Consider the following 23,903-nt stretch of genomic DNA (forward strand, 5'->3'; position numbering starts at 1 on the left):
AACAACCGCCCCAACCAAGGGCTGGACTTGCCCAGCCCTGGGTCGCGCGCAACCCTGCCGACCCCAGGCAAAGCCTCATGGCACAAGGCATGCAGCCATATCAGTAACACCGTAACAGAGGCTGAATTGAGTCTGCGCAATGGCTAGGCAGACACCTGCGGAGCGTCCAACAATAACCATGACATCAAATGATGTAACAGTCATAACCCATGGAGACGCCGCATGCCCCTCGACCTCGCCCTCCCCACTCGGCCGTTTCGCCCTGCAACCGTGCAGCAGGTGCGCGCATGAACGCGCCTGTCGTGTTGCCACACGAGCCCCTGCAGGGCGAACACCTGCGCATCCAGGGCGATGGGGTGGAACTGGCCGCTTACCGCTGGGGCAAAACAGATGGCCCGACCCTGCTGCTGGTGCATGGCTACCCGGACAGCCACGAAGTCTGGCTGCCGCTGGTACGTGAACTGGCCGCCGACTACCAGATCATTGCCTACGACGTACGCGGCTTCGGTGCCTCGGATATTCCACGCAAGCGCCTGGACTACCACCTGGCAAAACTGGCCAACGATCTGGAAGCGTTGATCAAGGCCCTCAGCCCAGACCAACCCGTACACCTGGTGGCCCACGACTGGGGGTCGATCCAGGCCTGGGAAGCGGTGACCGAACCGCGTATTCAACCCCTGCTGGCCTCTTACACCAGTATCTCCGGCCCCTGCCTGGACCATGTCGGCCACTGGATGCGCGACAAGCTCAAACAGAAACGCCCGCGCGCACTGCTGCAGGTGCTCGGCCAACTGCTCAGCTCCTGGTACATCGCCCTGTTTCACACGCCATGGCTGCCCGAGCTGACCTGGCGCCTGGGCCTGGATCGCGCCTGGCCTGGCCTGCTGCGCAAAGTCGAAGACCTGCGCAATGTCGCGGTCAGCAGCAGCCAGCGCTCCGACGGTGTACACGGGGTCAAGCTGTACCGCGCCAACTTCATCCGCAGCCTGTTCAAACCTCGCCTGCGCCACACCGACGTACCGGTGCAGCTGATCGTGCCAACTGAAGACCGCTTTGTGCGCCCGCAACTGTTTGACCGGTTGCAGCACTGGGCCCCCAAGTTATGGCGTCGCGAAGTGCGCGCCGGTCACTGGCAGCTGCTGGCCGAACCCCAGCAACTGGCCCTGTGGCTGCGTGAATTTATCCAGCACCTGCAAGGCGATGGCAGCAGCCGCGCGCTACAGCAGGCGCAGGTCAAAGCCAATACCGGGAACTACAGCGGCAAACTGGTGATCGTCACCGGCGCCGGCTCCGGAATCGGCCGCGCTACCCTGCTGGAGTTCGCCAGGCAGGGCGCCAACGTGCTGGCTGCCGACATCAACCTGACAGCAGCCGAAGCCAGCGCCGCACAGGCGAGGAGCCTGGGCAGCGAAGCCTTTGTCTATCAACTGGATGTGGGTGACAGCAACGCCATGGCGGCGTTCGCCAGCTGGGTGGAAAGCGAGTTCGGCAGCCCCGATATCGTCATCAACAATGCCGGCATCGGCATGGCCGGCAGCATGCTCGACACCAGCAATGCCGACTGGGAGCGCCTGCTGCGCATCAACCTGTGGAGCGTGATCGACGGCAGCCGGCTGTTTGCCCAGCAGATGATCAAGGCCGGCAAACGCGGGCATATCGTCAATACCGCCTCGGCAGCAGCCTTTGTGCCGTCGCGCAACTACCCGACCTACGCCACCAGCAAGGCTGCGGTACTGATGCTCAGTGAATGTCTGCGCGCAGAAATGGCAGCTCACGGCATCGGCGTTACCGCACTGTGCCCGGGCCTGGTCAACACCGCCATCATCCAGGCCACCCGCTTCAACGGCCTCAGTGTCGAGGCCGAAGCCAAGCAGCAAGCCAAAACCCAGCGCCTGTACAGCAAACGCAACCTCAGCGCGGAAACCGTAGCCAGCCGCCTGCTGCGCGGCATCGAACGCAACCAGGCAGTGGTCGCCGTGGGTGCCGAAGCGCACCTGAGCATCGCCCAATGGCGCTTCGCGCCCTGGCTGTCGCGTGCCCTCGCCCGCCTGAACCTGGCCGGTTGACAAGGAGAATCAGAATGACCGAACAGCACCGCCTGGAACAACGCAAAGTGCGCTTCGATTTCGCCGATACCCCGCTGCACTGGGTGCCGAACGAGCCGGAAGCCTCGCATATCATGAACAGCCTGCACCTGATCCTGCCGGCCGGCGAGTTCTGGTTCTGCCGGGTCTACAACAAGGCCCTGCCGCTGGTCACCGATCCGCAGTTGCGCGACGACGTGCAAGGCTTCGTCAAACAGGAAGCGCAGCATGCCCGCGCCCACGACAGCGCGCTCACGCCCTACCTGCTGCGCCACGGTATCGACCCAACGCCCTTCACCGGACCGATCCACTGGCTGTTCGATCGCGTGTTGTGCGACTTCCCCCTGGGCGACAACGCCATCAGCCGCTGGATGCAGCCCTGGTGGCTGCGTCAGCGAGTCGGCCTGATCGCCGCAGTGGAGCATTTCACCTGCGTGCTGGGTGACTGGATCATCACCACCCGCAGCCTCGATCACGCCGACCCGGTGATGCTCGACCTGTTGCGTTGGCACGGCGCCGAAGAAGTCGAACACCGCAGCGTGGCTCACGACCTGCACGTGCATATCGGCGGCAGTGTGCTGATGCGCTGGGTGTATATGTTGATTGCCACGCCCGCGCTGATCTTCCTGTTCAGCATGGGGATGAGAACCATGATGCGCCAGGATCCGGTAACCCGTTACCGTCCCGGTTTCCTCTACCTCTGGTATCAACTGGGTAAGCGCGGCTTGCTGCCGCGTATGGGCAGCATCGGCCGCTCGGTATTGCGCTACTTCAACCCCGGTTATCACCCGCGCACCGAAGGTGATATTCGCGTGGCGCTGGATTACCTGGCCAACTCCCCGGCGGCACAACGGGCGGCCGCCGAAAAGGCGGCCATCAGCGTCTAATCCGCTGGAGCGGCCCGTGGCCGCGAATGACCCGTCTGTTCAGGTTCGCGGGTATCGCCCGCTCCTACAGACGCGGCGCATACCTTATTCGCCAACCTCATCCAGCACCATCACCCCGGCCGCCTGTTCGAGCAGCTCGACAGGCAGGCTCTTGCTGGCGCGAGCGCCGAGCAGTTTGAGGTTTTCCACCCGGCTGATGATATTGCCGCGGCCCTCGCAAAGCTTGTTGCGCGCGCCGGCATAGGCCTTGTCCAGCTGCTGCAGGCGTGCGCCCATTTCATCCAGATCCTGAATAAAGGCGACGAATTTGTCGTATAGCGCGCCGGCGCGCTCGGCAATCTCGCGAGCGTTCTGGCTCTGCCGTTCCTGCCGCCACAGGCTGTCGATCACCCGCAAGGTAGCCAGCAGCGTGGTCGGGCTGACGATGACGATATGCTGATCGAAAGCCTCCTGAAACAGCCCCGGATCAGCCTGCAACGCCGCAGCAAAGGCTGCCTCGATTGGCACGAACAGCAACACGAAATCCAGGCTGTGCAGGCCTTCCAGGCGCTGGTAATCCTTTAGCGACAGGCCCTTCAAATGGCTACGCAGCGACAGCACATGCTGCTTGAGCGCCTGCTGCCGGCCGGCCTCGTCTTCGGCGGCCACAAGCTGCTGGTAGGCGGTCAGGCTGACTTTGGCATCCACCACCACCTGCTTGTCACCGGGCAGCTGGATTAGCACATCGGGCTGGAAGCGTTCGCCATCGGCGCTCTTCAGGCTGACCTGGGTCTGGTACTCGCGGCCTTTCTCCAGCCCGGCATGCTCCAGCACCCGCTCCAGCACCAGCTCCCCCCAGTTACCCTGGGTCTTCTGCCCTTTGAGGGCGCGGGTCAGATTGGTGGCTTCATCACCCAGACGCTGGTTGAGCTGCTGCAGACGCTCCAGTTCCTTACCCAGGGAGAAGCGTTCACGAGCTTCCTGCTGATAGCTTTCTTCCACGCGCTTTTCGAAGGACTGGATGCGCTCCTTGAGCGGATCGAGCAACTGGCCAAGCTGTTGCTGGCTGGTTTCGGCAAAGCGCTGCTCGCGCTCATCAAAGATTTTCCCGGCCAACTCGGCGAACTGCGCACGCAATTCATCGCGCGAGCCTTGCAGGTCATTCAAGCGTTGTTGGTGGCTGTCTTGCTGTTCTTTAAGTTCGGCGCTGAGAGCCGCTCGCTGGGCATCCAGACGTCGGATTTCAGCTTCCTGCTGTTCACGCTGACTGACCCAACCCTGAGCGGCTTCGCGGGCGATCTGCCGCTCTTGTTGCAGCAAGTCGGCCTCACGGCGCAGTGCGGCCAGTTCGGCCTGCTGATCAGCCTTGATCTCGCTGATCGCGGCGACTTCCTCGCGGCAATCATCCAGCTGCGCCGCCAGGCCGGTCTGCGCTAGCTGCGCATTATTCAGGCGTTCCTGCAGCAGGCTGAAATCCAGCTGCTGGCTGGCCAAGCGGCGCTGCAGCGACCAAACCATGTATAGAAGAGGAAGTGCTGCGGCGGCAAAACCGAGCAGCGCAGGTGCCAACGCGGTGGACAGATCGATGGGCATAAGCGGCTCCGCAGAAAAGTACTGGTAGTATAACCAGTATTCTTGCAGAGCGGCCCCCTGCGTCAGAGCTGTTTAAGCAGTTGCTGCGCCTCTAGCGAACCCTGCCCCGCGGCCAACTCCAGCCAGTGCCGGGCCTGTTGCGGTTCATTGTGACGCGACTGGCTATACAGCTGGCCGAGTTCAAGCTGAGCACTCACATCGCCGGCACGCGCAGCCTGACGCAGCAGCTCGAAGCCCATGCGCCGGTCACGTGGATTGCCGCAATCACGGCAGAGTAATTGCCCGAGGCGAGTCTGCGCCGGCACCACACCCTGCAAAGCGGGTTGCTTAAGCAGTCGACCGGCAAAACGTTTGATGCTGGGGGCATCACCGAGGCGGGGACTGTCCAGTAGCCAGAGCGCAACACGGGTTGGCAGGCGTGGAGCATTAGCAGGTACAGCAGGCAGACGAGTGATTGCGCGAGGCATAAAAAGCAGCGGTAGCCGGAAAGGCGCGCAACTCTACTCCTTTTTTCGCCAAGGTAAAGCCTTGCAAAAAAGCCGCAGATGGCGGCCTAGAGCAAGCGCTCGGGTTAATCCACAGAAGCTGTGGATAACTTCGTGGATAACATGGGAGCAAGCGCTCTGAGCGCCTATGCCATGGGCCTCAGAGTCAAACTGGTGGTTTTTTCACCAGCGCAAAAAATCTATATTTTTCATTGACTTATAGAATCAACAAAAAGAATCAAGGGTTTACGTCAAGCACTGCATCTTGCTTGACAAGGCGCATCGCAATTGTGCACAAGTTGCTGCGTCATGCCGTTGCACTGCCCTTTTTCAGGGCAGATTGCGCGCCTGTCTAGGCCGGGCGCGGCAGGCGACCGTCAAGCTGATAGGCGGCCAGACTGAAGACCCTGGGGGTATCGGGCACCTGGGCATTCTTGAATGCCACATACTCCGCCGTGGTTTCGCACAACCAGCTCAGCAGATTGCGCGGGCGCTTTTCTGCCAACGCGCTCGGGACAAACAGCGCCACGTTATTACCCTTCTGCGGGCATCGCGCTGAACGGTACTCAAACGCTTCCACCCCTGCCCCGCGCATGGCTGCGCCCAATACCTGACAAGGCTGATAAGCGCTGGCGTGACAGAGCTCGGCCTGGAAATCCGTAAACGGCGGGTGCTGCAACTGAATGCCGCGGGCAACCTGATAGCGCGCTTCGAAGGTGCAATGCTCGGAAAGGATGCGTCCACTGGGCGGCGCGATGCTCATGCCATCCCATAGCAGAAAGCGGTAATACGCGGCCTCGGCCATGGCGGTGTCGATACGCAGCGCGCCGTAGAACAGACTCGGCTCATGCACTGAACCAAAGCGCGAGCCCCAGCGCAGCGGTGGATAACGGAACGGGGTTTTCAGCAGGTAATGCAGCGGCTCGGCACTCTGCGGTAGCGGCGGCTTGCTGGTTTCCAGCAGCTCTTCTAGCAGCGCCTGTTCGGCGAGGGTATCCACCAGTTGCAGCGTGGCGACCTGGGCCTGACTCTCGACCAGACGCACCAGGCGGCCGCGCAATGGCTTGATCTGCTGAGGGCCTTGGCAGTGTTGCCAGATATCCATAATGGCGTTGTCCTTAACTTTTATTATTGTTGGGCGCTGCGCGCTCTAGGCTTTGCCACGAATCGCATCGAGATATTCCACCACCCGCACCAACCCCTGCACTTGCAGCATCAGGGATAAGGGCGGCGCATCCAGATGGCGGTTATCGGTGCGCAGAAAATGCTGCATATCCGCCAGGTTGCCGCCGAACAGGGCAAACAGTGAGCGGTATACGCGAATCAGCAGCAAGGCCAGTTCGCCGGTTTTGCTTTGTACCCGCAGGCCGCCCTCCGCCCAGCGCGAAATGGCTGTGCGGTGCACGCCGACGATGTCTGCCAGTTCCTGCTGGGTCAGCCCCAGTTGCTCACGGGTATTGAGCAGTGCCTTGGCCAGTACCGCATCTGCATCGGCGACCGGTCGAATCAATGCACTCATCACTACCTCCCACCTGCCAGTCAATGCCTGTTTACAGCAAAAATATCACTAAATGCTGCATTTACACAGCGCTATTTAAGCATTCATTGGCAGCCTGGCAGACATGGGTTAACGTCCAGCCACACCACTCACCACTCTGGATCAGTGCTTATGCCCGGCCGGCGCACTTGGCTGCGACTGCTTGCGTACCTGTTTTTGCTACTCCTGCTGCTTGGCGCAGCAGGCTACCTGAGCCTGCACCGCGTGCTCGAACGTGAACAGGTCGCAAACCTCAACTGGCAGGGGCTGGGCATCTCCACCCAAGGCATCCAGCTTGAGCAGCTCAGCCTGGAACACCCAGCGGCCACCGCGCAGCTGCACCATTTACAGCTGGCCTGGCGCGGCTTCAGCCTGGCCCCGCCCTTCTGGCAGCAGATTGCGCTTGCACGCCTGCAACTACAGCTGCCCACACGCAGTGAAGCCACGCCCACTAAGGCCGCTGCCCCAACGCTGCACCCCGAGCAACTGGCCAAGCTGATCGGCCTGCTGCCGCAACAACTAGAGATCGCCACCCTGCAGATCGAGCTGCCCTGTGCCGAAACGCGCTGCCAGCTGCTGGGCGATCTGCAGCTGCGTAAACAGGCACGTACAGCCACACAGCTACTTGACCTGCAGCTCAACCTGCAGCACCAGCAGGATCAACTGCGCTGGCACGCCCAGCTGCAAGGCGAAGCCACAAGTGCAGCCTTGCAGTTGAGCCTGGCCATCAACCAGCAACCGCAGTTGCGGCTCAGCAGTCGCTTGCAGCACACAGCCAGTGGTCAGCTCTGGCAAGGTGAACTCGACGGCGAATTGGCCCAGGGCCATGTGTTGCACAGCTGGCTCCACCAGTGGCTGCCTGACAGCGACCAGTTAGCTGAGGCGTCAGCAGCGGCGCAACTGCAGGCCAGTTGGCAACTGCAACTGCCCCCGGGGCCACTTGACCTGAAACAGCTGCAACAGGCCAGCGGCCAATTACAAGCCAGTGCCAAGCTGCCAGCGCCCTGGCCAATTCCAAACATCGGCCTGGTGCAAGGCCAGCTCGGCCTTTCCGCCCACGCGCTGCATGGGCAATGGCTGGCTGATAGCCTGACTGCCGACCTCAACCTCACGCAGATCCCCGGCGAGCTGACCAGCGACCTGCCGGCAGCACTCAGACCGGACGCCTTGCAGCTGACCATTCAGCCCACACAGATGCCGGACAACCTGGCAGAACAGTTGCGCGAACGCGCCCTGCCCTTGCAGCTGCAATTGCGTGGGCATGGACGCAGTCCCTTCAACCTGGAGGGCACATTGGCGCTGGCCAACGGCCTGCCCTGGAGCCTGCAAGTACTGGAAGGCAAGCTCACGGCCAGCAGCCCGGCGCTGCAGCTGGAACAGGTGAAACTTGGCGCCGGCCAGGCACAACTGCTGATCAGCGCATACCTCGATCCTGAACAGTTGATGCTCAAGCTGGACAAAGGCACGCAACTCAGCCTGCAGCATGTCGGCAGCAACGAGCTGCGAGCACAGCAACTCAATCTCAGCAGCAGCGGGTTGCAACTGCGGGGCCGGCTAACCGATGGCATGCTGCATGACTGGCAATTGCAAGGCCCACTCGAGCTCAGCGCCCAGCTGCAACATGCCCAGCTGCGCCCACAGCGCTGGTATTGGCAAGGCCCATTGCTGGCGTCTGCGGAACAGGTTCAGCTCGATGGCACACTGCGTAACGATGCCGCCCTGCAACTTAAGCTGCAGCTGCAACACAACCAAGCCAAGGGGCTGAATCTGCACGCCCAGCTGGCAGAGCTGTTTTTGCGCAGCGGCAACCCGCTGCAAGGCAGCCTCAGCGCCTGGCCAGCCTTGCTGGAGTTGAACAATGGCCGACTGAATGCCGACGCGACGCTGAACCTGGCCAGCGACCAGCAACAGCCCACAGTCAGCGTCACACTCACGGGCAAAGGCCTTGGCGGAATTTATGACCGCACGGCACTGGAGGGCCTGGACAGTCAAATGGCGCTGCGTCTTGACCCGCGCCGGCTCGAACTGAATGTCAGTGAATTGCGCCTGGAACAGGCCAGCCCAGGCATTCCACTGGGCCCGCTGGAGCTTAAAGGCCGCTACAGCGCCGACCTGCATGCCCTCGGCAAAGGCCAGTTGCAGCTTGAGCACGCGCAAACAGCATTGATGGGCGGACAACTACGTCTGGCCGCCGGACGCTGGGACCTGGCAGCGGAACGACTGCAGTTTCCCATCGAGGTGCAGGGTCTGGAACTTGAGCAACTTTTTATCCTCTACCCGACAGAGGGCCTGGCTGGTAGTGGCACCCTGGACGGCAATTTACCGCTGCAGATCAGCAGCCAGGGCGTGACCATCACACATGGGCAGCTGAACGCCCGCGCACCGGGCGGGCAATTGCAGTTTCACTCCGAGCGCATTCGCGCCCTGGGCCGCAGCAACCCGGCCATGCAACTGGTCACCCAATCACTGGAGGATTTTCGCTTCACTACCCTGAGCAGTCAGGTCGACTACAACCAACAAGGCAAGCTGGCCCTGGCAATGCGCCTGGAGGGACAGAACCCGGCCATCGAACAGGGCCGGCCGATCCACTTCAATATCAACCTGGAAGAAGACATCCCAACCCTGCTGGCCAGCCTGCAACTGACTGACAAGGTCAGTGACATCATCAGGCAACGCGTGCAACAGCGTATGCTGGAACGCAATGCCAACACGGCCCCGACAGAGCCATGACCAAGGAGAAGCGCCATGCGCTTGCGTAGTTGTTTCGCCGTCCTGCTGCTGGGACTGCTCAGCACGGCCTGCACCCCAACCGTGCAGTTAGCGATGCCCAATGAGCCGATCAACATCAACCTCAACGTGAAGATCGAGCACGAAATCTATATCAAGGTGGATAAAGCCCTGGACAGCATGTTCAGCGAATCCAGCGGATTGTTCTAAGGAGCCCGAACATGAATCTCTATAAACGTGTTGCCAGCCTGTTGCTGCTGCTCAGTCTGAGCCTGCCGGCCTTAGCCCTGAACCTCAACGAAGCCATGTCGGCCCTGGGCGACGCCAAAGCCAGCGGCCAGTTGGGCGAAATGCCTAACGGCTATCTGGGCGTGGTCAGTAATGGCGGTCAGGCCGCAGAAATCGCTCAGTTGATCAACCAGGCGCGCCGCGCTGAATACCAGAAGCTGGCAGCGCAGAACGGCATCCAGCTCAGCGATGTGGAAGCGATTGCCGGGCAGAAAGCCATCGACAAGACCCCGGCGGGACAATACATCCAGCTTGAAGGTAAGTGGCAGCGCAAATAGCTTGCCGCAAGAACCAACAAGGAGCGCAATGCGCTCCTTGTTGGTTTTACCTAGAGCCTACTTACGATCTCGCGAGCTAGAGCCCTGCAAGGCAAAAAGAGGCGAGGAAGCGGAGTGTACTTTTGTACATGAGCATTCCGAGCCTGTTTTTAACGCCGTAGGGCCGACGCGCAGCAGATCGTATGCAGGCTCTCAGCGCTGCTGAATCAATGGCTGCCCCGCTTTCGGTTTGAAATACAGCGTTTCACCGCGAGTGAGGTTGGCCAGGCTGAGATGATCCTTGGCCACTTCGGCCTCAATTGGCTCGCTCTGCCCGGCGACCTTGAGGGTCACCCGGGTGATTGCGCCCAGCGGGCGGATGTCACGTACTTCACCGGCTTGATGGCCCTCTTCGGCGTGGCGCGAGAGGTGAATCTCGTGCGGACGGAACAGCACATGGGTGTCGTTACCGACGTACAGGCGGTTGGCGTCGCCGAGGAAGTGATAGACGAAGTCACTGGCCGGCTTCTCGTACACCTCACCCGGCGAGCCGATCTGCTCGATTACGCCCTTGTTCATCACCACGATGCGATCCGCCACTTCCATGGCTTCTTCCTGGTCGTGGGTGACAAACACCGAGGTCAGATGCACTTCTTCGTGCAGGCGCGCCAGCCAGCGACGCAGCTCCTTGCGCACCTTGGCATCCAGGGCGCCGAACGGCTCATCAAGCAGCAGCACTTTCGGCTCTACCGCCAGAGCACGGGCCAGGGCGATGCGCTGGCGCTGACCGCCGGACAGTTGCTCGGGGTAGCGATCGGCCAGCCAGTCAAGTTGCACCAGATCAAGCAGGTCGTGGACCTTCTTCTTGATCACATTCTCGTTCGGCCGCTCGCCCTTGGGCTTCATCCGCAGGCCGAAAGCGACATTGTCGAACACGGTCATATGACGAAACAGCGCGTAGTGCTGAAACACAAAACCGACGTTACGGTCGCGCACGTCATGATTGGAGACATCTTCGCCGTGGAACTCGATGCTGCCGCTGTCCGGGGTTTCCAGGCCAGCGATGATGCGCAGCAAGGTGGTCTTGCCGCAGCCGGACGGGCCGAGCAACGCGACCAGCTCGCCACTCTGGATATTCAGGTTGATATCGTTCAGCGCTTTGAACGCATTGAAGTTCTTGCTGACGTTAGAGATTGCAATAGACATGACTTATTCCTCGCCAGCACTGGCTTTCAGGCGGTTGATACGCGACTCGCTCCACTGCTTGAGCAGCAGGATAAACACCGCCAGCAACAGCAGCAGGCTGGCGACGCTGAAGGCAGCAACGTGGTTGTACTCGTTGTAGAGAATCTCGACATGCAGCGGCAGCGTATTGGTGTAACCCCGGATATGCCCGGAGACCACCGACACCGCGCCGAACTCGCCCATGGCCCGCGCAGTACACAGCACCACGCCGTAGATCAGGCCCCATTTGATATTCGGCAAGGTCACGTGCCAGAACATCTGCCAGCCGTTGGCGCCAAGCAGGCGCGCGGCCTCCTCCTCCTGCGTGCCCTGCTCCTGCATCAGCGGGATCAGCTCGCGAGCGACAAAGGGCACCGTGACAAACACCGTGGCCAGGACGATGCCCGGCAAGGCGAAGATAATCTGGATATCGTGTTCACGCAGCCACGGGCCGAAGAAGCCCTGGGCGCCGAACAGCAGCACGTAGATCAGACCGGCAATCACTGGCGACACCGAGAACGGCAGGTCAATCAGGGTGACCAGGATGCTCTTGCCGCGGAACTCGTACTTGCTTACGCACCAGGCGGCGGCCACGCCGAACACCAGGTTGAGCGGCACCGAAATGCCCACCGCGAGTAGGGTCAGCTTCAGCGCACTGATCGCGTCGGGCTCGAAGATCGCACCAAAGAAGGTGCCAAATCCGTGCTTTAACGCCTCACTCAGTACGATAAACAGCGGCAACACGAGGAACAGCACAAACACCAGCCAGGCGCTGATGATCAGCAGCCGACGACCGAGCACATTGCCGCGTCGTGCGGCGTTGGCCGAGGCTGACGCGCTTAGGGTTACAGATGACATGGCGATCTCCTCAGGACTTGGCAATCTGGCGCTGCAGCAGGTTGATCAGCAGCAGCAAAATGAAGGAGACCACCAGCATCAACACGCCAATCGCCGTGGCACCGGTGTAGTCGTACTGGTCAAGCTTGACCATGATCAGCAGCGGCAGAATCTCGGTCTTCATCGGCATGTTGCCAGCGATAAAGATCACCGAACCGTACTCACCCACGCCGCGGGCAAAGGCCAGCGAAAACCCGGTCAGCCAAGCGGGCAGCAACGCCGGCAGCAGCACATGGCGAAACACCTGCAGCGGCTTGGCACCGAGGCATGCCGCGGCCTCTTCCACCTCACGGGGAATATCAGCCAGCACCGGCTGAATGGTGCGCACCACAAATGGCAGGGTGACAAAGGTCAGCGCCAGGGTGATGCCGATGGGTGTGTAGGCAATCTTGAAGCCCAGGTCGGTGGCGAACTGGCCGACCAGGCCGCTGGGTGCATACAGCGCGGTCAGCGCGATACCGGCAACGGCGGTGGGCAAGGCAAACGGCAGGTCGATCATCGCCTCTATTACCTTGCGGCCTGGAAAGGTGTAACGCACCAATGCCCAAGCCAGCAATGTACCGATAACGCCGTTGATCACGGCAGCGGCGAAGGCAGTGGCAAAGCTCAGTTTGAGCGCGGCCAGCACCCGCGGTGCGGAAATAATCGCCCAGAATTCAGCCCAGGTGAGCTGAGCGGCGTGAACGAACATGGCACCCAGAGGAATCAGCACCAACAGGCTGAGGTACACCAGGGTGTAGCCCAGCGTCAGCCCGAAGCCGGGTATGACGGGGGAAGTACGACGAGACATGGTTTGGCCTTGTGCTTGTTATGCGAAGAGCTAATGACGCGTTGCGAGCGAAGGTCAGACAAGGCGAAAGCCGGCGAGGGACGCGGAGTTTACGAGCTGTAAATGAGCAGTCCAGAGCCGGCTTTCAACGCAGTATGACCGAGCGCAGTAGCGTCACTGCGCCTGATAGATCTGATCGAACACCCCGCCATCATTGAAGAACTTCGGCTGTGCGGTTTTCCAACCGTTGAAGTCCTTGTCGATGGTCACCAGCTTCAGTTCCGGGAACTGCTTGGCGAACTCACCGGCAATGGCTTGGTTACGCGGACGGTAGAAGTGCTTGGCCGCCAGACGCTGACCTTCGTCGCTGTACAGGTAGTTGAGGTAAGCCTCAGCCACTTTGCGGGTGCCCTTCTTGTCGACGTTTTCATCGACGACAGCCACCGGCGGCTCAGCCAGGATCGACAGCGACGGCGCGACGATTTCGAAGTTGTCCCCGCCCTCTTCCTTCAGCGCCAGGAAAGCTTCGTTTTCCCAGGCCAGCAGCACGTCACCGATCTGATTGTTAACGAAGGTGATGGTCGAACCACGGGCACCGGTGTCGAGTACTGGCACGTTCTTGTAGAGCTTCTCGACGAAGGCTTGGGCTTTCTCTTCGCTGCCGTACTTCTGCTGGGCGTAGGCCCAGGCGGCGAGGAAGTTCCAGCGCGCACCGCCAGAGGTTTTCGGGTTCGGGGTGATGACTTCCACGCCCGGCTTGACCAGGTCATCCCAGTCCTTGATGCCTTCCGGATTACCCTTGCGCACCAGGAATACGATGGTCGAGGTGTACGGCGTGCTCGATTGCGGCAGACGCTCCTGCCAGTTTTCCGGGATCAGCTTGCCGAGCTTGTGTAGCTCGTCAATATCACCAGCCAGGGCCAGGGTTACTACGTCGGCACGCAGGCCATCGATTACCGCACGGGCCTGCTTGCCCGAGCCACCGTGGGACTGCTGGATGGTGATGGCTTCATTGCCCTGGGCTTGCCAGTGCTTGTTGAACGCGGCGTTGAATTCACTGTACAGCTCGCGGGTCGGGTCGTAAGACACGTTGAGCAGGGTTTCAGCGGCGGCCACCGGGCCTGCGGCCCCGGCAATAGTCAGTGCGCTGGCGAGGGCGGCAAAGGCAAAACGGCTAATGGACATGGTGCGGCTCCTACTGGGACAGATACGGGTTTGGCGTTCAATGGGTCGATGCTCTCGCGATCTGCCGTGGTTAAACGGCGCGGTGCGTATGGGTTCGACTCTTTTCATTGCACGCCCTCCGGTGGTCCGGTCGGGCTTTGCGGCGTGTGGCGTTCGGGGTGTCAGTTAGCTGCTCTTGTTGCTCTGAGCGTGTGGGCGAAACTTCTCCTTGCGTTCGATCTGCACGACCTGGCCGTTGTGCACGGTGATTTCCACCGAGCCGAACTTCAGGCCATTCAGCGCAGCCTGGATCTCACGCAGGATGCTGGCATCGTACTGATCTTCAAGGTTCTGCAGGGTTGCGGTCATGCTGATGCTCCATGAAATAGCCCCTATAAGCGGCGAAAAACAGCCGTAGTCAGTGGTCGTGGAGCGGATAGTAGAGAGGCTCTTATATTCTTAAAAATATCATTTAAGAACATTTATATATTTTTTAAGAATATAAAGAATCGCACATTCCGCGCACCGAAAAATAGAATTTCAGGCATAAGCAAATAATTTCTTATTCTTTTTGATATTCAAAAGCCCTCCCTACACTGCAGCCATTCACATCCGCAGGAGGGCGCACGATGCGCAACCAAACTATCCGTTACCTGATAGTGCCAGGCTGGCAAGGATCGGCAGACGACCATTGGCAGAGCCACTGGCAGCGCAGCCTGCCGAACAGTGCACGGGTGGAACAGGCCGACTGGCTAAACCCCAAGCGTGAAGACTGGGTCGCCGAACTGCAGCGCAGCATCGCCAGCGATCCGCGCCCGACCATCCTGATTGCCCATAGCCTGGGCTGCATCACCGTGGCGCATTGGGCGGCGCAGGCACCGCTCGAATCGCTACAGCGGGTACGTGCTGCACTGCTGGTCGCCCCAGCCGATGTCGAACGGGCCAACTGCCCGCCAGCGCTGCAGAACTTTGCGCCGATCCCGCAACACTCACTGCCCTTCCCCAGCCTGTTGCTCGGCTCGGACAACGACACCGCCGCCAGCGCTGCGCGGGCTGGCGAACTGGCGCGTGACTGGGGCAGCGAGGCGCTGATTCTCAGCGGCGTCGGCCATATCAATGTGGCGTCTGGACATCAGCGCTGGGAACAGGGCTTTGCTTACCTCTATCGCCTGCAAAGCCTTATCGAGCGGCACGCACGCCGAATTGCCTAAGGGTCACGACTGGCTAAACCCAGGTCCCTTGGCCAGCTCGGCCTGCAGCCAATCAACAAATACCTGGGTCAGGCGCTGACGGCGTTTGCGCTCGGGCAGCACCAGGTAGTAACCCATATCCGAATGGGCGACTTCAGCGCCCACGCGGCACAGCAGGTTCTGCGTCAGCAGCTCATCGACCAAATGGCGCCAGCCGATGGCCACACCCTGCCCGGCGATGGCCGCCTGAATCAGCAAGGTGTAGTTATCAAAACGCAGGCTGCCAGGACTCGGCGTTTGCTGCAGGCCGAAGGCACGAAACAGCCCGGCCCAATCAAACCAGCGCGAGCGGTTTTCCGGGCGCAGGTGCAACAGCGGCAGGCTGGCCAGCGCAGTAGCCGGCAGCGGTAACTCACGCCCCTTAAGCAGCTGCGGGCTGCACACCGGGAACACCTCTTCGCGAAACATCAGCTGCGCCTCGGCATGCTTGAAGCGCCCGTCGCCGAAGTTGATCGCCACATCGATCTCCGCCGGCAGCGTGCCCTGATCACGCTCACTGGTGATCAGGCTGACATCCACCTCCGGGTGCAACTGGTGAAAGCGCTGCAAGCGCGGCATCAGCCAGTACGCGGCAAAGGCGAAGTCAGTGGCCACCTGCAGCACCTCATGCTGCTGTTGCGCGGTAACCGCCAACAGGCCGGCATCCAGGCTCTGCAGGCCGTCCTGCACGTAACTCAGCAACAGCTCGCCGGCATCGGTGAGGGCAATGCCCCGATACACCCTGTCGAACAGCCGCGTGGCCAGTTGCTGCTCCAGCCGTTTGATCTGCTGGCTGATCGCCGGTTGGCTGGTGCCCAGCTCGCTGGCGGCGGCGGTAAAACTCAGCTGGCGGGCGGCGGACTCGAACACCCGCAGCACATCCAGCGACACCCCATCGATGCGTTCAAACATAAGCTCATATTATCCAATGCATCTACTGACAGCAGGTTTACCCAGCTTTTGCTAAGCCGGATGATCAAGCCAGCACTGTCGCATAAATCTTTTATATGGAATACCGGCTGCCATGAAACGCCCGAACATCCTCTTTATCATGGCCGATCAGATGGCCGCGCCGATTCTGCCGCTGCACGATGCCGCCTCACCGATCCAGATGCCCAACCTGATGCGCCTGGCCGCCGACGCCGTGGTGTTCGATGCCGCCTACTGCAACAGCCCGCTCTGCGCACCCTCGCGCTTTACCCTGGTCAGCGGCCAGCTGCCCTCGAAGATCGGTGCTTACGACAACGCTGCCGACTTCCCCGCCGATGTACCGACCTACGCCCATTACCTGCGCCGCCTGGGCTACCGCACTGCGCTGTCGGGCAAGATGCATTTCTGCGGCCCGGATCAGCTGCATGGTTATGAAGAGCGCCTGACCAGCGACATCTACCCCGCCGACTACGGTTGGGCGGTGAACTGGGATGAGCCGGACGTGCGCGCCAGCTGGTACCACAACATGTCGTCGGTGCTGCAGGCCGGGCCGTGCGTGCGCACCAACCAGCTGGACTTCGATGAAGAGGTGGTGTTCAAGGCCCAGCAGTATCTGTATGACCATGTGCGTGGCGACGGCGAGCAGCCCTTCTGCCTCACCGTGTCGATGACCCATCCACATGACCCCTACACCATCCCAACCGAGTTCTGGGACCTCTATCGCGATGAGGACATTCCGCTGCCACGCCTGCACATCGATCAGGCCGAGCAGGACCCGCACTCGCAACGCCTGATGAAAGTCATCGACCTGTGGGACAAGCCGCTGCCCGAACAGAAGATCAAGGACGCGCGCCGCGCCTACTTCGGTGCCTGCAGCTACATCGACAGCAACATCGGCAAGCTGCTGAAAACCCTCAAGGACTGCAACCTGAGCGACAACACCATCATCGTGTTCTCCGGCGACCACGGCGACATGCTGGGTGAGCGTGGCCTTTGGTACAAAATGCATTGGTTTGAAATGGCCGCCCGGGTGCCGCTGCTGGTGCATGCACCCAAGCAGCTCGCTGCGCGCCGGGTAAGCCAGAATGTGTCGACCATGGACCTGCTGCCGACGCTGGTGGAACTGGCCGGCGGCACGCTGCAAGCCGAGCTGCCACTGGATGGTCGCTCGCTGCTGGCGCACCTCGAAGGTCGCCTGGGGCATGATGAAGTGATTGGCGAATACATGGCCGAAGGCACCATCAGCCCGCTGATGATGATCCGCCAGGGCGAGTGGAAATTTATCTATTCGGAACACGACCCGCTGCTGCTGTTCAACCTGCGCCACGACCCGCAAGAGCGCGAAAACCTGGCTGAGTCCGCCGAGCACCAAAGCCGGCTGGCTGACTTTATCAACCAGGCCCAGGCGCGCTGGGACATGCAGGCGATTCATCAGGCCACCCTGGCCAGCCAGCGCCGCCGGCGTTTTGTTGCCAGCGCCCTGACCCAGGGGAACCTGACCAGCTGGGACCATCAACCGATGGTCGACGCCAGCCAGCAGTACATGCGCAACCACATTGATCTCGACGACCTCGAACGTCGCGCCCGTTTTCCGCAACCCTGATTGCAAGCCACTGCCGCGTTGATCCAATAACTAATAATTCAAGAGGACATTGCCATGCACACACTTCGCACAGCACTTATCGGCGGCCTGTTACTGGCCGCCAGCAGCTACAGCTTCGCCGAAGACGCCAGTTGCGCCACGGTGAAACTTGGTGATCCGGGTTGGAGTGATATTGCCGTGACCAACGGCATCGCCAGCTTCCTGCTCGACGGCCTGGGCTACAAGGCGCAGCCGCAGACCCTGGCCGTGCCGATCATCTTCGCCGGGCTGCAGAAAGGTCAGGTGGATGTGTTCCTCGGCAACTGGATGCCCGCGCAGCAGAGCAATTACGACAAGTTCGTCAGCAGCGGTGAAGTCGAGCAACTGGTGGAAAACCTCAGCGGCACCGAGTACACCCTGGCCGTGCCCACCTACGCCTATGAAGCCGGGGTGAAGACCTTTGCCGACCTCAACCAGCATGCCGACAAGTTCAGCCGCAAGATCTACGGCATCGGCTCCGGCGCACCGGCCAACGAGTCGATCCAGAAAATGATTGCCGCCAACGAGTTCGACCTGAAGGACTGGAGCCTGGTTGAGTCCAGCGAACAGGCCATGCTGGTGCAGGTCGGCCGCGCAGTGAAGCGCGAGCAGTTTGTGGTGTTCCTCGGCTGGACCCCGCACCCGATGAACGTGCAGTACGACATGCGCTACCTCAAAGGTGGCGAGAAGTACTTCGGCGCCAGCGGCAGCGTTAACACCCTGGCTCGCAAAGGCTATGCCGCGCAGTGCCCGAATGTCGGCAAGCTGCTGAGCAACCTGAAATTCACCCAGGAGATGGAGAACGCCATCATGGATCAGGTGCTGAGCAAACAGGCCAGCAACGACGAGGCGATCAAGGTCTGGCTCAAGGCCAACCCGGCGGTGGTGGCTGGCTGGCTTGAAGGCGTCACCAGCCGCACGGGCGGTGATGGTCTGGCGGCAGTTAACGCCAAGCTTTGAACCGGCCGGCTTGATTCCCTAAAGTAGGCGGGCCGCTGCTGTGCAGCGGCCGTATCCATCGCCCGCACAAGAAGCCCACGCATGCCACTGCTCCGCCTTCAGACCCTGTTGCCCTTTCTGCGCTGGCTACCGCATTGCAGCAAACGCAGCCTCGGTAAAGACCTGCTGGTGGGGCTCAACGGCGCCATCCTCGCGCTGCCGCAATCCATCGCCTACGCCCTGATCGCCGGGCTACCGCCGCAATACGGCTTGTACGCGGCCATCGTGCCGGTGCTGATCGCCTGCCTGTGGGGTTCCTCCAGTTTTCTGATCTGCGGCCCCACCGCCGCGATTTCCATCGTGCTGCTCAGCAGTGTCAGCCCGATGGCGACACCGGGCAGCGAGCACTTTATTGCCCTGATTCTGCTGCTGACCCTGTTAGCCGGTGTATGCCAATGGCTGCTCGGGCTGCTGCGCTTCGGCGCGCTGGTAAATTTCGTCTCGCATTCGGTGGTGCTCGGGTTCACGTTGGGCGCCGCCCTGGTGATCGGCATCGGCCAGCTACCTAACCTGCTCGGTCTGACGGTTACCAGCCAGGCCACGGCGCTGATGAGCCTGCTTAGCCTTGGCGAGCACCTGGCCGAGAGTGACTGGCGTACCCTGGCCGTCGCACTGTTCACCTTGAGCATCAGCCTGATAAGCAGACGTTTATGGCCACGGGCACCGGCGTTGCTTATCGGCATTGTTGCCGCCAGCCTGTTGGTTATGGTCTGGCCTGAGCAGCTTGAGCACGTCGCGCTGGTCAGCCGCTTCGAAGGCAGCCTGCCGCCCTTCGCCCTGCTGGAATTCAACCTGACCCACATCCTGCAACTGCTGCCTGCGGCCGTGGCTTGCGGTTTGCTCGGCCTGGTCACCAGCCTGTCGATTGCCCGCGCCCTGGCGGATAAATCCCAGCAGCTGTTCGATGCCAATCAGGAAGTTCGCGCCCAGGGCCTGTCGAATATCGTCGGCCCCTGGTTTAGCGGTTCACTGTCGGCCGGCTCCTTCACGCGCTCGGCGCTCAACCAGCAAGCCGGCGCCTGCTCGCCCATGGCTGGAGTGTTTGCCGCCCTGCTGGTGGCGTTGTTTGCCCTGTATGGCAGCCGCCTGTTTGCCTATGTGCCGATTCCGGCGATGGCGGCGAGCATTCTGCTGATCTGCTGGGGGCTGTTCGACCTCACCGCCGTCAAGGCCCTAAAGCGTGTGAGCCGCAGCGAGTTTCTGGTGATGTTGTTGACCGTGCTGGCAACCCTGGTGCTGGAGCTGCAAAGCGCCATCTACGCCGGCGTGCTGGCCTCGCTGATCGTCTACCTCAAACGCACCTCACAACCGCGTGTGCGCCACTGGCAGGACGGTGAGCAGGAATGGTTCCGTATCGAAGGCTCGATTTTCTTCGGCGCCTGCCACTACCTACAGCAGATGCTGCAACGCAGCTCGGCACGCTGGGTAATGATCGATGCCCAGCACATCAACTTTATCGACTACGCCGGCATCGCCATGCTGCACCAGGAGGCCCGCCGCCTGCACAGCCAGCAGCGCCATCTGGTGCTGCACCACGCCAGGCCGCAGGTGATCGACGAAATCCACAAACTGGAAGGCGCAGAGCGCTGCCCGGTGCAGTTTGCCTGAGCCTGCCCCCTGCCCTCACACCATTCGCCCCATCATCAGCCGTAAGTTGAAAACACCGAGGCTGGCTGTTGCCGACCTTGCATACCGCAGGGCTGGCGCAGCGCAACAGCCGGTAAATGTCGCCTGAGCTGTGCACGACCGCCGCTCAGTGCAAACCGTAACGCTTCAACTCGCTGGCATTGAGCACCCGCATGCGCTGCGGTGCGGTGCTGTTGATCGCCTCCAGCAAGTCGGCAGAGGCCTGCATATCCTTGAAATAGGCCATCTGGCTGGCGCGGCTGACGCTATTGGACGTCGAGTGCACTGAATCGCTGCCGTTGTAATACGGCCGATGAATGCCGACATGACCGCGCACGGTCTTGTTGCGCCCCGCCGCCAGCAGGTACACGCAGCTGCCCTGACACACCCCGGTGGACGCTACCAGGCTGTCGAAAGCGGTTTCACGCAATAAGCGGCCCATGCGCATGGCCTCGCTGACGCTGCCGCCAATGCTGTCGAGCATGACGATTTTCCGGGAAAACTTGCCCGGATTGGCCTTGATGCCTTTGAGCAGCGCCTCATAATCGCCCGGCACAATTTCCTCGGAAACCTTGGCCACCAGAATCCGCCCCAGGGTCTTGTGCTGCCCGGCCTGTACCTCGACCTTGGCCAGCACCTGGGTTGAAACCAGCGCTACCGCGCAGGCGATTACAGCCTGAAACACACTACGTCTCATAAATTCGCTATTTCCTTAACCCACAGCGCTTGTGGATGGGCAAGATACCTTCCCGGCAGCGATCGCGCCTAACCTAATTCACCGCAGAGAGAGCCCCGTGGCCACGATGTTCGAAATCCAGCAACTCAACCCCGAAGACTACCGCCAGCAAACACGCCGCAGCAGCCTGATCATTGCTGTGACCTTCATCGTTCTGGCCCTGCTGCTGTCCACTGCTGCCGTCGCATTGTTCGGCCAGGCTGGCGGCGACAACTTTCGCTGGAACCTGGCAGGCGTGCTCGCCGCCCTGCTGCTGACCGTCGCCCTGGTGCGCGGCTTTATGTGGTCACAGCCATGGATGGCCGCGGCGGTCTACGGCTGGCGGCTAAAACGCAGCCTGATGCGCGTCACCAACGTCATGCACCACGTCAAAGCCGGGGTTAGCGCCCATGACCCCGACGCCATGCACCTGCTGCGTTTCTACCACCTGGGCCTGACCCAGATGCACCAACTGGATGGCAACTCCAGCGCCCTCAGCGAGGCTGTTGCAGAGATCAACCGTCACCTGGAACGCATGCAAAGCCTGGGCATGGACACCGACCAGCCACGGCTGCAGGCGGACTGGCTGGCCGCCGTGAAAAAAATCCCGGCCCTGCCCAGCTGACCGAGGGTCTGTTGACGTTTCGTCGCGAGCCGCGTTGCCGCGAAAAATCTCGCCAGGCTAGGCGGAGGACGCAGGTAATGGTTGTTCCCTTGCCAAGTCCTCCAACAACGCATGGCGAGATTTTGCGCGCAACCCGAAGGGCCGGGCCAGTTTTAGCGCGATGCTGCGTTTCTCGATGACTCATTTAGCTGGCTAAACTTCGCATCTCGTGCCTTGCCTCGCGCTAAAACTGGCTCCGGCGCGGCCGCGAACGAAACGTCAACAGACCCTAGCTATCGGCGGGTATGCACGGGGTCGATGGTGTTTGGTCGGCGCCAGGCCACTCTTGTAAACTCGCCACGCAAACCTTGGGCCGGGTTTAGCAGCGCCACGTTTGCCTCTATCCACTCAGCGGTAGCTCACATGCACACCTCTCGCGCCCATCAGTGGCTGAGCACCTGGTTGCTGATCTGCCTGATCGGCCTGGCCGCCCCGGCCTGGGCCCGCGCGCAGGCGCTGGACGTCAGCGTGATGCCGAGCGAGCCGCTGTCACTCACCCAGTATGTCGCCCTGCTGGAAGACCCCGAGCACAGCCTGAGCCTGGCCGATGTACAGACGCCCGAGCAGGCCGCGCGCTTTCATGGCGACTTGCCAGCCAGCAGCGCCCTGGCCCTGGGGTTTACCCGCTCGGCCTACTGGCTGCGGCTGACCTTACGCAACAACAGCGAGCAGCCGCTAAGACGCATGCTGGTGGTGGAAAACCCACGTATCTCACACGTCCAGGCTTACCTACCGGATGCTCAAGGCCTCTACCAGACCTACACCACGGGCTGTGACACCGCCGTCCCGCGGCTGTACCCCAACCGCAACTTCGTGTTCCCGCTGAGCCTGCCGCCTGACAGTGAGCAAGTGGTGTACCTACGCGTGCACTCCAGCGTCGGCCTGCTGGTGCCCTTACGGCTGTGGTCCGAAGCCGCCTTCCACCTCTACGAGCGTGACGATTATCTGGTTCAGGCCTGGTACTTCGGCATAGCCAGCGCGATGATCCTGTTCAACCTGATGCTGTTTGTCGCCCTGCGCGAGCGCATCTACCTGCTGTATGTGGCCTTTGTCGCCTGCATGGTCTGCACACTGGCCATCAAGAACGGGCTGCTGGGCGAAATGCTGCCCGGTGGCACGCTGCTCGACTCCAACGTGGCTTACTACTCCGGAGCATCCCTGACGGTCAGTGCGCTGATGCTGTTTATGCGGCGCATGCTGCGCACCGATCAGCTGATGCCCGGAGTGGACCGCCTGCTACTCGGGCTGGTGGTGCTTTTTGCCCTCACTCCACTGGCCTATGCCCTGGCCTTGCCGATGCTCGCGCGCGGGGCAATCCTGCTGTACCTGAGCAACGTGCTGGTAATTCTCGCGGTGGTGGTGGCCTGCGCCATCAAGCGCCAGCGCAGCGCCTATTTCTTTCTCGCCGCCTTTGCCCTGCTGATGCTCGGGGGCGCAATGACCACCCTGCGGGCCATGGGCATCGTCCCCACCAATGCCTTTACCGTGGATGGTATTCAACTCGGCTCGGCGCTGGAAATGCTCCTGCTGGCCTTTGCCCTGGCCGACCGTTTCAACGTCATGCGCCGCGACAAGGCCAGGGTGCAGGAACAGCTACTGCACGCGCAGCAACAACTGGTGGACACCTTGAAAAGCTCCGAACGCGAGCTGGAACAACGGGTGGCGCAGCGCACCGATGAATTGCAGCTGCTCAACAGCAAGCTGGAAACCCTGAGCCTTACCGACAGCCTGACCGGCATCGCCAACCGCCGTCATTTCGACAGCATCCTGCAACAGGAATGGCAGCGCGCCATGCGCCAGGGCCAGCCCTTGGCCCTGGCCATACTCGATGTGGACTGGTTCAAACGCTACAACGACCACTACGGCCACCCGGCCGGTGACGCCTGCCTGCGACAGATTGCACAAACCCTGGCCGCCACGGTCTGCCGCGCCAGTGACCGAGTGGCGCGCTACGGCGGTGAAGAGTTTGTGTTTATTGCCCCCATGACCGATGCCCAGAGCGCACTGGAGATTGCCGACCGAGTGATCCAGGCAATTGCCGCGCTGGCCTTGCCACACAGCGATACACCCAGCGGCTACGTGAGTGTCAGCATGGGCGTAGCGGCCGTGATCCCCAGTGCCGAGCACACCGCCAGCATGCTCCTGCAACAGGCAGATGCAGCGCTCTACCAGGCCAAGACCCAGGGCCGTAACCGCGCGGTGCTGGCCAACGGCTAAACGAGCACGTG

The 23,903-nt window shown here is 61.3% G+C and carries 22 protein-coding genes; 11 read left to right on the plus strand and 11 right to left on the minus strand.

Going from position 1 to position 23,903, the window contains the following annotated elements; all coding sequences use genetic code 11:
- Nucleotides 1-287 precede the first annotated feature (287 nt).
- Entirely contained in the window at nucleotides 288-2,066 is a 1,779-nt protein-coding gene (locus ACOCLD_RS14245) for an SDR family oxidoreductase (protein WP_422909631.1), read from the plus strand.
- Between the two features lie 14 nt (nucleotides 2,067-2,080).
- Nucleotides 2,081-2,971, plus strand: a complete 891-nt coding sequence (locus ACOCLD_RS14250; RefSeq protein WP_422909632.1) for a metal-dependent hydrolase — start codon at nucleotides 2,081-2,083, stop codon at nucleotides 2,969-2,971.
- 84 nt (nucleotides 2,972-3,055) lie between these two features.
- Here ACOCLD_RS14250 and rmuC read toward each other — a convergent pair whose 3' ends face one another.
- The 4 genes from rmuC to ACOCLD_RS14270 all read right to left on the minus strand — a co-directional run bounded on the left by rmuC (nucleotide 3,056) and on the right by ACOCLD_RS14270 (nucleotide 6,547).
- A complete protein-coding gene (gene rmuC / locus ACOCLD_RS14255) occupies nucleotides 3,056-4,417 on the minus strand; it encodes a DNA recombination protein RmuC (RefSeq protein WP_422911815.1) in 1,362 nt (453 codons plus the stop codon).
- 188 nt (nucleotides 4,418-4,605) lie between these two features.
- Nucleotides 4,606-5,010 carry a tetratricopeptide repeat protein gene (locus ACOCLD_RS14260; protein ID WP_257779190.1) on the minus strand — a complete coding sequence of 135 codons (405 nt, stop codon included), beginning with the start codon at nucleotides 5,008-5,010 and terminating at the stop codon, nucleotides 4,606-4,608.
- 370 nt (nucleotides 5,011-5,380) lie between these two features.
- Complete coding sequence (locus ACOCLD_RS14265) at nucleotides 5,381-6,133, minus strand: RES family NAD+ phosphorylase (protein ID WP_422909633.1); 753 nt, start codon at nucleotides 6,131-6,133, stop codon at nucleotides 5,381-5,383.
- 45 nt (nucleotides 6,134-6,178) lie between these two features.
- Nucleotides 6,179-6,547, minus strand: a complete 369-nt coding sequence (locus tag ACOCLD_RS14270; RefSeq protein ID WP_422909634.1) for an antitoxin Xre/MbcA/ParS toxin-binding domain-containing protein — start codon at nucleotides 6,545-6,547, stop codon at nucleotides 6,179-6,181.
- A gap of 195 nt (nucleotides 6,548-6,742) precedes the next feature.
- Between ACOCLD_RS14270 and ACOCLD_RS14275 the strand changes: the two genes are divergently transcribed.
- The 3 genes from ACOCLD_RS14275 to ACOCLD_RS14285 are packed head-to-tail and all read left to right on the plus strand — an operon-like array spanning nucleotide 6,743 to nucleotide 9,858.
- Nucleotides 6,743-9,295 (plus strand): intermembrane phospholipid transport protein YdbH family protein, encoded by a 2,553-nt coding sequence (locus tag ACOCLD_RS14275; protein ID WP_422909635.1) that lies wholly within the window; start codon nucleotides 6,743-6,745, stop codon nucleotides 9,293-9,295.
- Nucleotides 9,296-9,310: 15 nt separating this feature from the next.
- The gene (locus ACOCLD_RS14280) at nucleotides 9,311-9,502 is read left to right on the plus strand and encodes a YnbE family lipoprotein (RefSeq protein WP_090252927.1); all 192 of its coding nucleotides are present in this window, start codon (nucleotides 9,311-9,313) and stop codon (nucleotides 9,500-9,502) included.
- An 11-nt stretch (nucleotides 9,503-9,513) separates the two neighbouring features.
- Nucleotides 9,514-9,858, plus strand: a complete 345-nt coding sequence (locus ACOCLD_RS14285; protein ID WP_422909636.1) for a YdbL family protein — start codon at nucleotides 9,514-9,516, stop codon at nucleotides 9,856-9,858.
- Between the two features lie 192 nt (nucleotides 9,859-10,050).
- Here ACOCLD_RS14285 and ACOCLD_RS14290 read toward each other — a convergent pair whose 3' ends face one another.
- The 5 genes from ACOCLD_RS14290 to oscA form a co-directional block, all read right to left on the minus strand.
- The gene (locus ACOCLD_RS14290) at nucleotides 10,051-11,043 is read right to left on the minus strand and encodes a sulfate/molybdate ABC transporter ATP-binding protein (RefSeq protein WP_422909637.1); all 993 of its coding nucleotides are present in this window, start codon (nucleotides 11,041-11,043) and stop codon (nucleotides 10,051-10,053) included.
- A 3-nt stretch (nucleotides 11,044-11,046) separates the two neighbouring features.
- Nucleotides 11,047-11,919: a sulfate ABC transporter permease subunit CysW gene (cysW, locus tag ACOCLD_RS14295; RefSeq protein WP_090252919.1), complete on the minus strand. Its 873-nt coding sequence runs from the start codon at nucleotides 11,917-11,919 to the stop codon at nucleotides 11,047-11,049.
- A gap of 10 nt (nucleotides 11,920-11,929) precedes the next feature.
- The gene (gene cysT / locus ACOCLD_RS14300) at nucleotides 11,930-12,748 is read right to left on the minus strand and encodes a sulfate ABC transporter permease subunit CysT (protein ID WP_422909638.1); all 819 of its coding nucleotides are present in this window, start codon (nucleotides 12,746-12,748) and stop codon (nucleotides 11,930-11,932) included.
- A 153-nt stretch (nucleotides 12,749-12,901) separates the two neighbouring features.
- Entirely contained in the window at nucleotides 12,902-13,912 is a 1,011-nt protein-coding gene (locus ACOCLD_RS14305; RefSeq protein ID WP_422909639.1) for a sulfate ABC transporter substrate-binding protein, read from the minus strand.
- Nucleotides 13,913-14,077: 165 nt separating this feature from the next.
- Nucleotides 14,078-14,260 carry a sulfur starvation response protein OscA gene (oscA, locus tag ACOCLD_RS14310; protein WP_167144860.1) on the minus strand — a complete coding sequence of 61 codons (183 nt, stop codon included), beginning with the start codon at nucleotides 14,258-14,260 and terminating at the stop codon, nucleotides 14,078-14,080.
- A gap of 260 nt (nucleotides 14,261-14,520) precedes the next feature.
- Here oscA and ACOCLD_RS14315 point away from each other — a divergent pair, with 260 nt between their 5' ends.
- Nucleotides 14,521-15,102 (plus strand): alpha/beta hydrolase, encoded by a 582-nt coding sequence (locus ACOCLD_RS14315; protein ID WP_422909640.1) that lies wholly within the window; start codon nucleotides 14,521-14,523, stop codon nucleotides 15,100-15,102.
- 3 nt (nucleotides 15,103-15,105) lie between these two features.
- On the opposite strand, the gene ACOCLD_RS14320 is transcribed toward ACOCLD_RS14315, so the two are convergent.
- The gene (locus tag ACOCLD_RS14320; RefSeq protein WP_422909641.1) at nucleotides 15,106-16,032 is read right to left on the minus strand and encodes a choline sulfate utilization transcriptional regulator; all 927 of its coding nucleotides are present in this window, start codon (nucleotides 16,030-16,032) and stop codon (nucleotides 15,106-15,108) included.
- 112 nt (nucleotides 16,033-16,144) lie between these two features.
- Between ACOCLD_RS14320 and betC the strand changes: the two genes are divergently transcribed.
- The 3 genes from betC (at nucleotide 16,145) to ACOCLD_RS14335 (ending at nucleotide 20,278) form a co-directional block, all read left to right on the plus strand.
- Nucleotides 16,145-17,653: a choline-sulfatase gene (betC, locus tag ACOCLD_RS14325; protein WP_422909642.1), complete on the plus strand. Its 1,509-nt coding sequence runs from the start codon at nucleotides 16,145-16,147 to the stop codon at nucleotides 17,651-17,653.
- A 54-nt stretch (nucleotides 17,654-17,707) separates the two neighbouring features.
- Nucleotides 17,708-18,631: a choline ABC transporter substrate-binding protein gene (choX, locus tag ACOCLD_RS14330; protein WP_422909643.1), complete on the plus strand. Its 924-nt coding sequence runs from the start codon at nucleotides 17,708-17,710 to the stop codon at nucleotides 18,629-18,631.
- 81 nt (nucleotides 18,632-18,712) lie between these two features.
- Complete coding sequence (locus ACOCLD_RS14335; RefSeq protein WP_422909644.1) at nucleotides 18,713-20,278, plus strand: SulP family inorganic anion transporter; 1,566 nt, start codon at nucleotides 18,713-18,715, stop codon at nucleotides 20,276-20,278.
- 145 nt (nucleotides 20,279-20,423) lie between these two features.
- Here ACOCLD_RS14335 and ACOCLD_RS14340 read toward each other — a convergent pair whose 3' ends face one another.
- Nucleotides 20,424-20,993 (minus strand): hypothetical protein, encoded by a 570-nt coding sequence (locus ACOCLD_RS14340; RefSeq protein WP_422909645.1) that lies wholly within the window; start codon nucleotides 20,991-20,993, stop codon nucleotides 20,424-20,426.
- A 106-nt stretch (nucleotides 20,994-21,099) separates the two neighbouring features.
- On the opposite strand from ACOCLD_RS14340, the gene ACOCLD_RS14345 reads away from it, so the two are divergent.
- Nucleotides 21,100-21,636 (plus strand): DUF3087 family protein, encoded by a 537-nt coding sequence (locus ACOCLD_RS14345; RefSeq protein ID WP_422911816.1) that lies wholly within the window; start codon nucleotides 21,100-21,102, stop codon nucleotides 21,634-21,636.
- Nucleotides 21,637-22,038: 402 nt separating this feature from the next.
- Nucleotides 22,039-23,892, plus strand: a complete 1,854-nt coding sequence (locus ACOCLD_RS14350) for a diguanylate cyclase (protein ID WP_422909646.1) — start codon at nucleotides 22,039-22,041, stop codon at nucleotides 23,890-23,892.
- Nucleotides 23,893-23,903: the final 11 nt, after the last annotated feature.

It is taken from the genome of Pseudomonas cimarronensis (genome assembly GCF_049331905.1).
Taxonomy (GTDB): domain Bacteria; phylum Pseudomonadota; class Gammaproteobacteria; order Pseudomonadales; family Pseudomonadaceae; genus Aquipseudomonas.

What these genes read in the sequence shown, in the direction of transcription:
- oscA (WP_167144860.1), bottom strand. Translation starts at nt 14,260, where the DNA reads ATGACCGCAACCCTGCAGAACCTTGAAGATCAGTACGATGCCAGCATC.
- ACOCLD_RS14265 (WP_422909633.1), bottom strand. Translation starts at nt 6,133, where the DNA reads ATGGATATCTGGCAACACTGCCAAGGCCCTCAGCAGATCAAGCCATTG.
- ACOCLD_RS14290 (WP_422909637.1), bottom strand. Translation starts at nt 11,043, where the DNA reads ATGTCTATTGCAATCTCTAACGTCAGCAAGAACTTCAATGCGTTCAAA.
- ACOCLD_RS14305 (WP_422909639.1), bottom strand. Translation starts at nt 13,912, where the DNA reads ATGTCCATTAGCCGTTTTGCCTTTGCCGCCCTCGCCAGCGCACTGACT.
- choX (WP_422909643.1), top strand. Translation starts at nt 17,708, where the DNA reads ATGCACACACTTCGCACAGCACTTATCGGCGGCCTGTTACTGGCCGCC.
- cysT (WP_422909638.1), bottom strand. Translation starts at nt 12,748, where the DNA reads ATGTCTCGTCGTACTTCCCCCGTCATACCCGGCTTCGGGCTGACGCTG.
- ACOCLD_RS14340 (WP_422909645.1), bottom strand. Translation starts at nt 20,993, where the DNA reads ATGAGACGTAGTGTGTTTCAGGCTGTAATCGCCTGCGCGGTAGCGCTG.
- ACOCLD_RS14250 (WP_422909632.1), top strand. Translation starts at nt 2,081, where the DNA reads ATGACCGAACAGCACCGCCTGGAACAACGCAAAGTGCGCTTCGATTTC.
- betC (WP_422909642.1), top strand. Translation starts at nt 16,145, where the DNA reads ATGAAACGCCCGAACATCCTCTTTATCATGGCCGATCAGATGGCCGCG.
- ACOCLD_RS14315 (WP_422909640.1), top strand. Translation starts at nt 14,521, where the DNA reads ATGCGCAACCAAACTATCCGTTACCTGATAGTGCCAGGCTGGCAAGGA.
- ACOCLD_RS14245 (WP_422909631.1), top strand. Translation starts at nt 288, where the DNA reads ATGAACGCGCCTGTCGTGTTGCCACACGAGCCCCTGCAGGGCGAACAC.
- ACOCLD_RS14350 (WP_422909646.1), top strand. Translation starts at nt 22,039, where the DNA reads ATGCACACCTCTCGCGCCCATCAGTGGCTGAGCACCTGGTTGCTGATC.
- ACOCLD_RS14320 (WP_422909641.1), bottom strand. Translation starts at nt 16,032, where the DNA reads ATGTTTGAACGCATCGATGGGGTGTCGCTGGATGTGCTGCGGGTGTTC.
- cysW (WP_090252919.1), bottom strand. Translation starts at nt 11,919, where the DNA reads ATGTCATCTGTAACCCTAAGCGCGTCAGCCTCGGCCAACGCCGCACGA.
- ACOCLD_RS14285 (WP_422909636.1), top strand. Translation starts at nt 9,514, where the DNA reads ATGAATCTCTATAAACGTGTTGCCAGCCTGTTGCTGCTGCTCAGTCTG.
- ACOCLD_RS14335 (WP_422909644.1), top strand. Translation starts at nt 18,713, where the DNA reads ATGCCACTGCTCCGCCTTCAGACCCTGTTGCCCTTTCTGCGCTGGCTA.
- ACOCLD_RS14280 (WP_090252927.1), top strand. Translation starts at nt 9,311, where the DNA reads ATGCGCTTGCGTAGTTGTTTCGCCGTCCTGCTGCTGGGACTGCTCAGC.
- ACOCLD_RS14345 (WP_422911816.1), top strand. Translation starts at nt 21,100, where the DNA reads ATGTTCGAAATCCAGCAACTCAACCCCGAAGACTACCGCCAGCAAACA.
- ACOCLD_RS14260 (WP_257779190.1), bottom strand. Translation starts at nt 5,010, where the DNA reads ATGCCTCGCGCAATCACTCGTCTGCCTGCTGTACCTGCTAATGCTCCA.
- ACOCLD_RS14270 (WP_422909634.1), bottom strand. Translation starts at nt 6,547, where the DNA reads ATGAGTGCATTGATTCGACCGGTCGCCGATGCAGATGCGGTACTGGCC.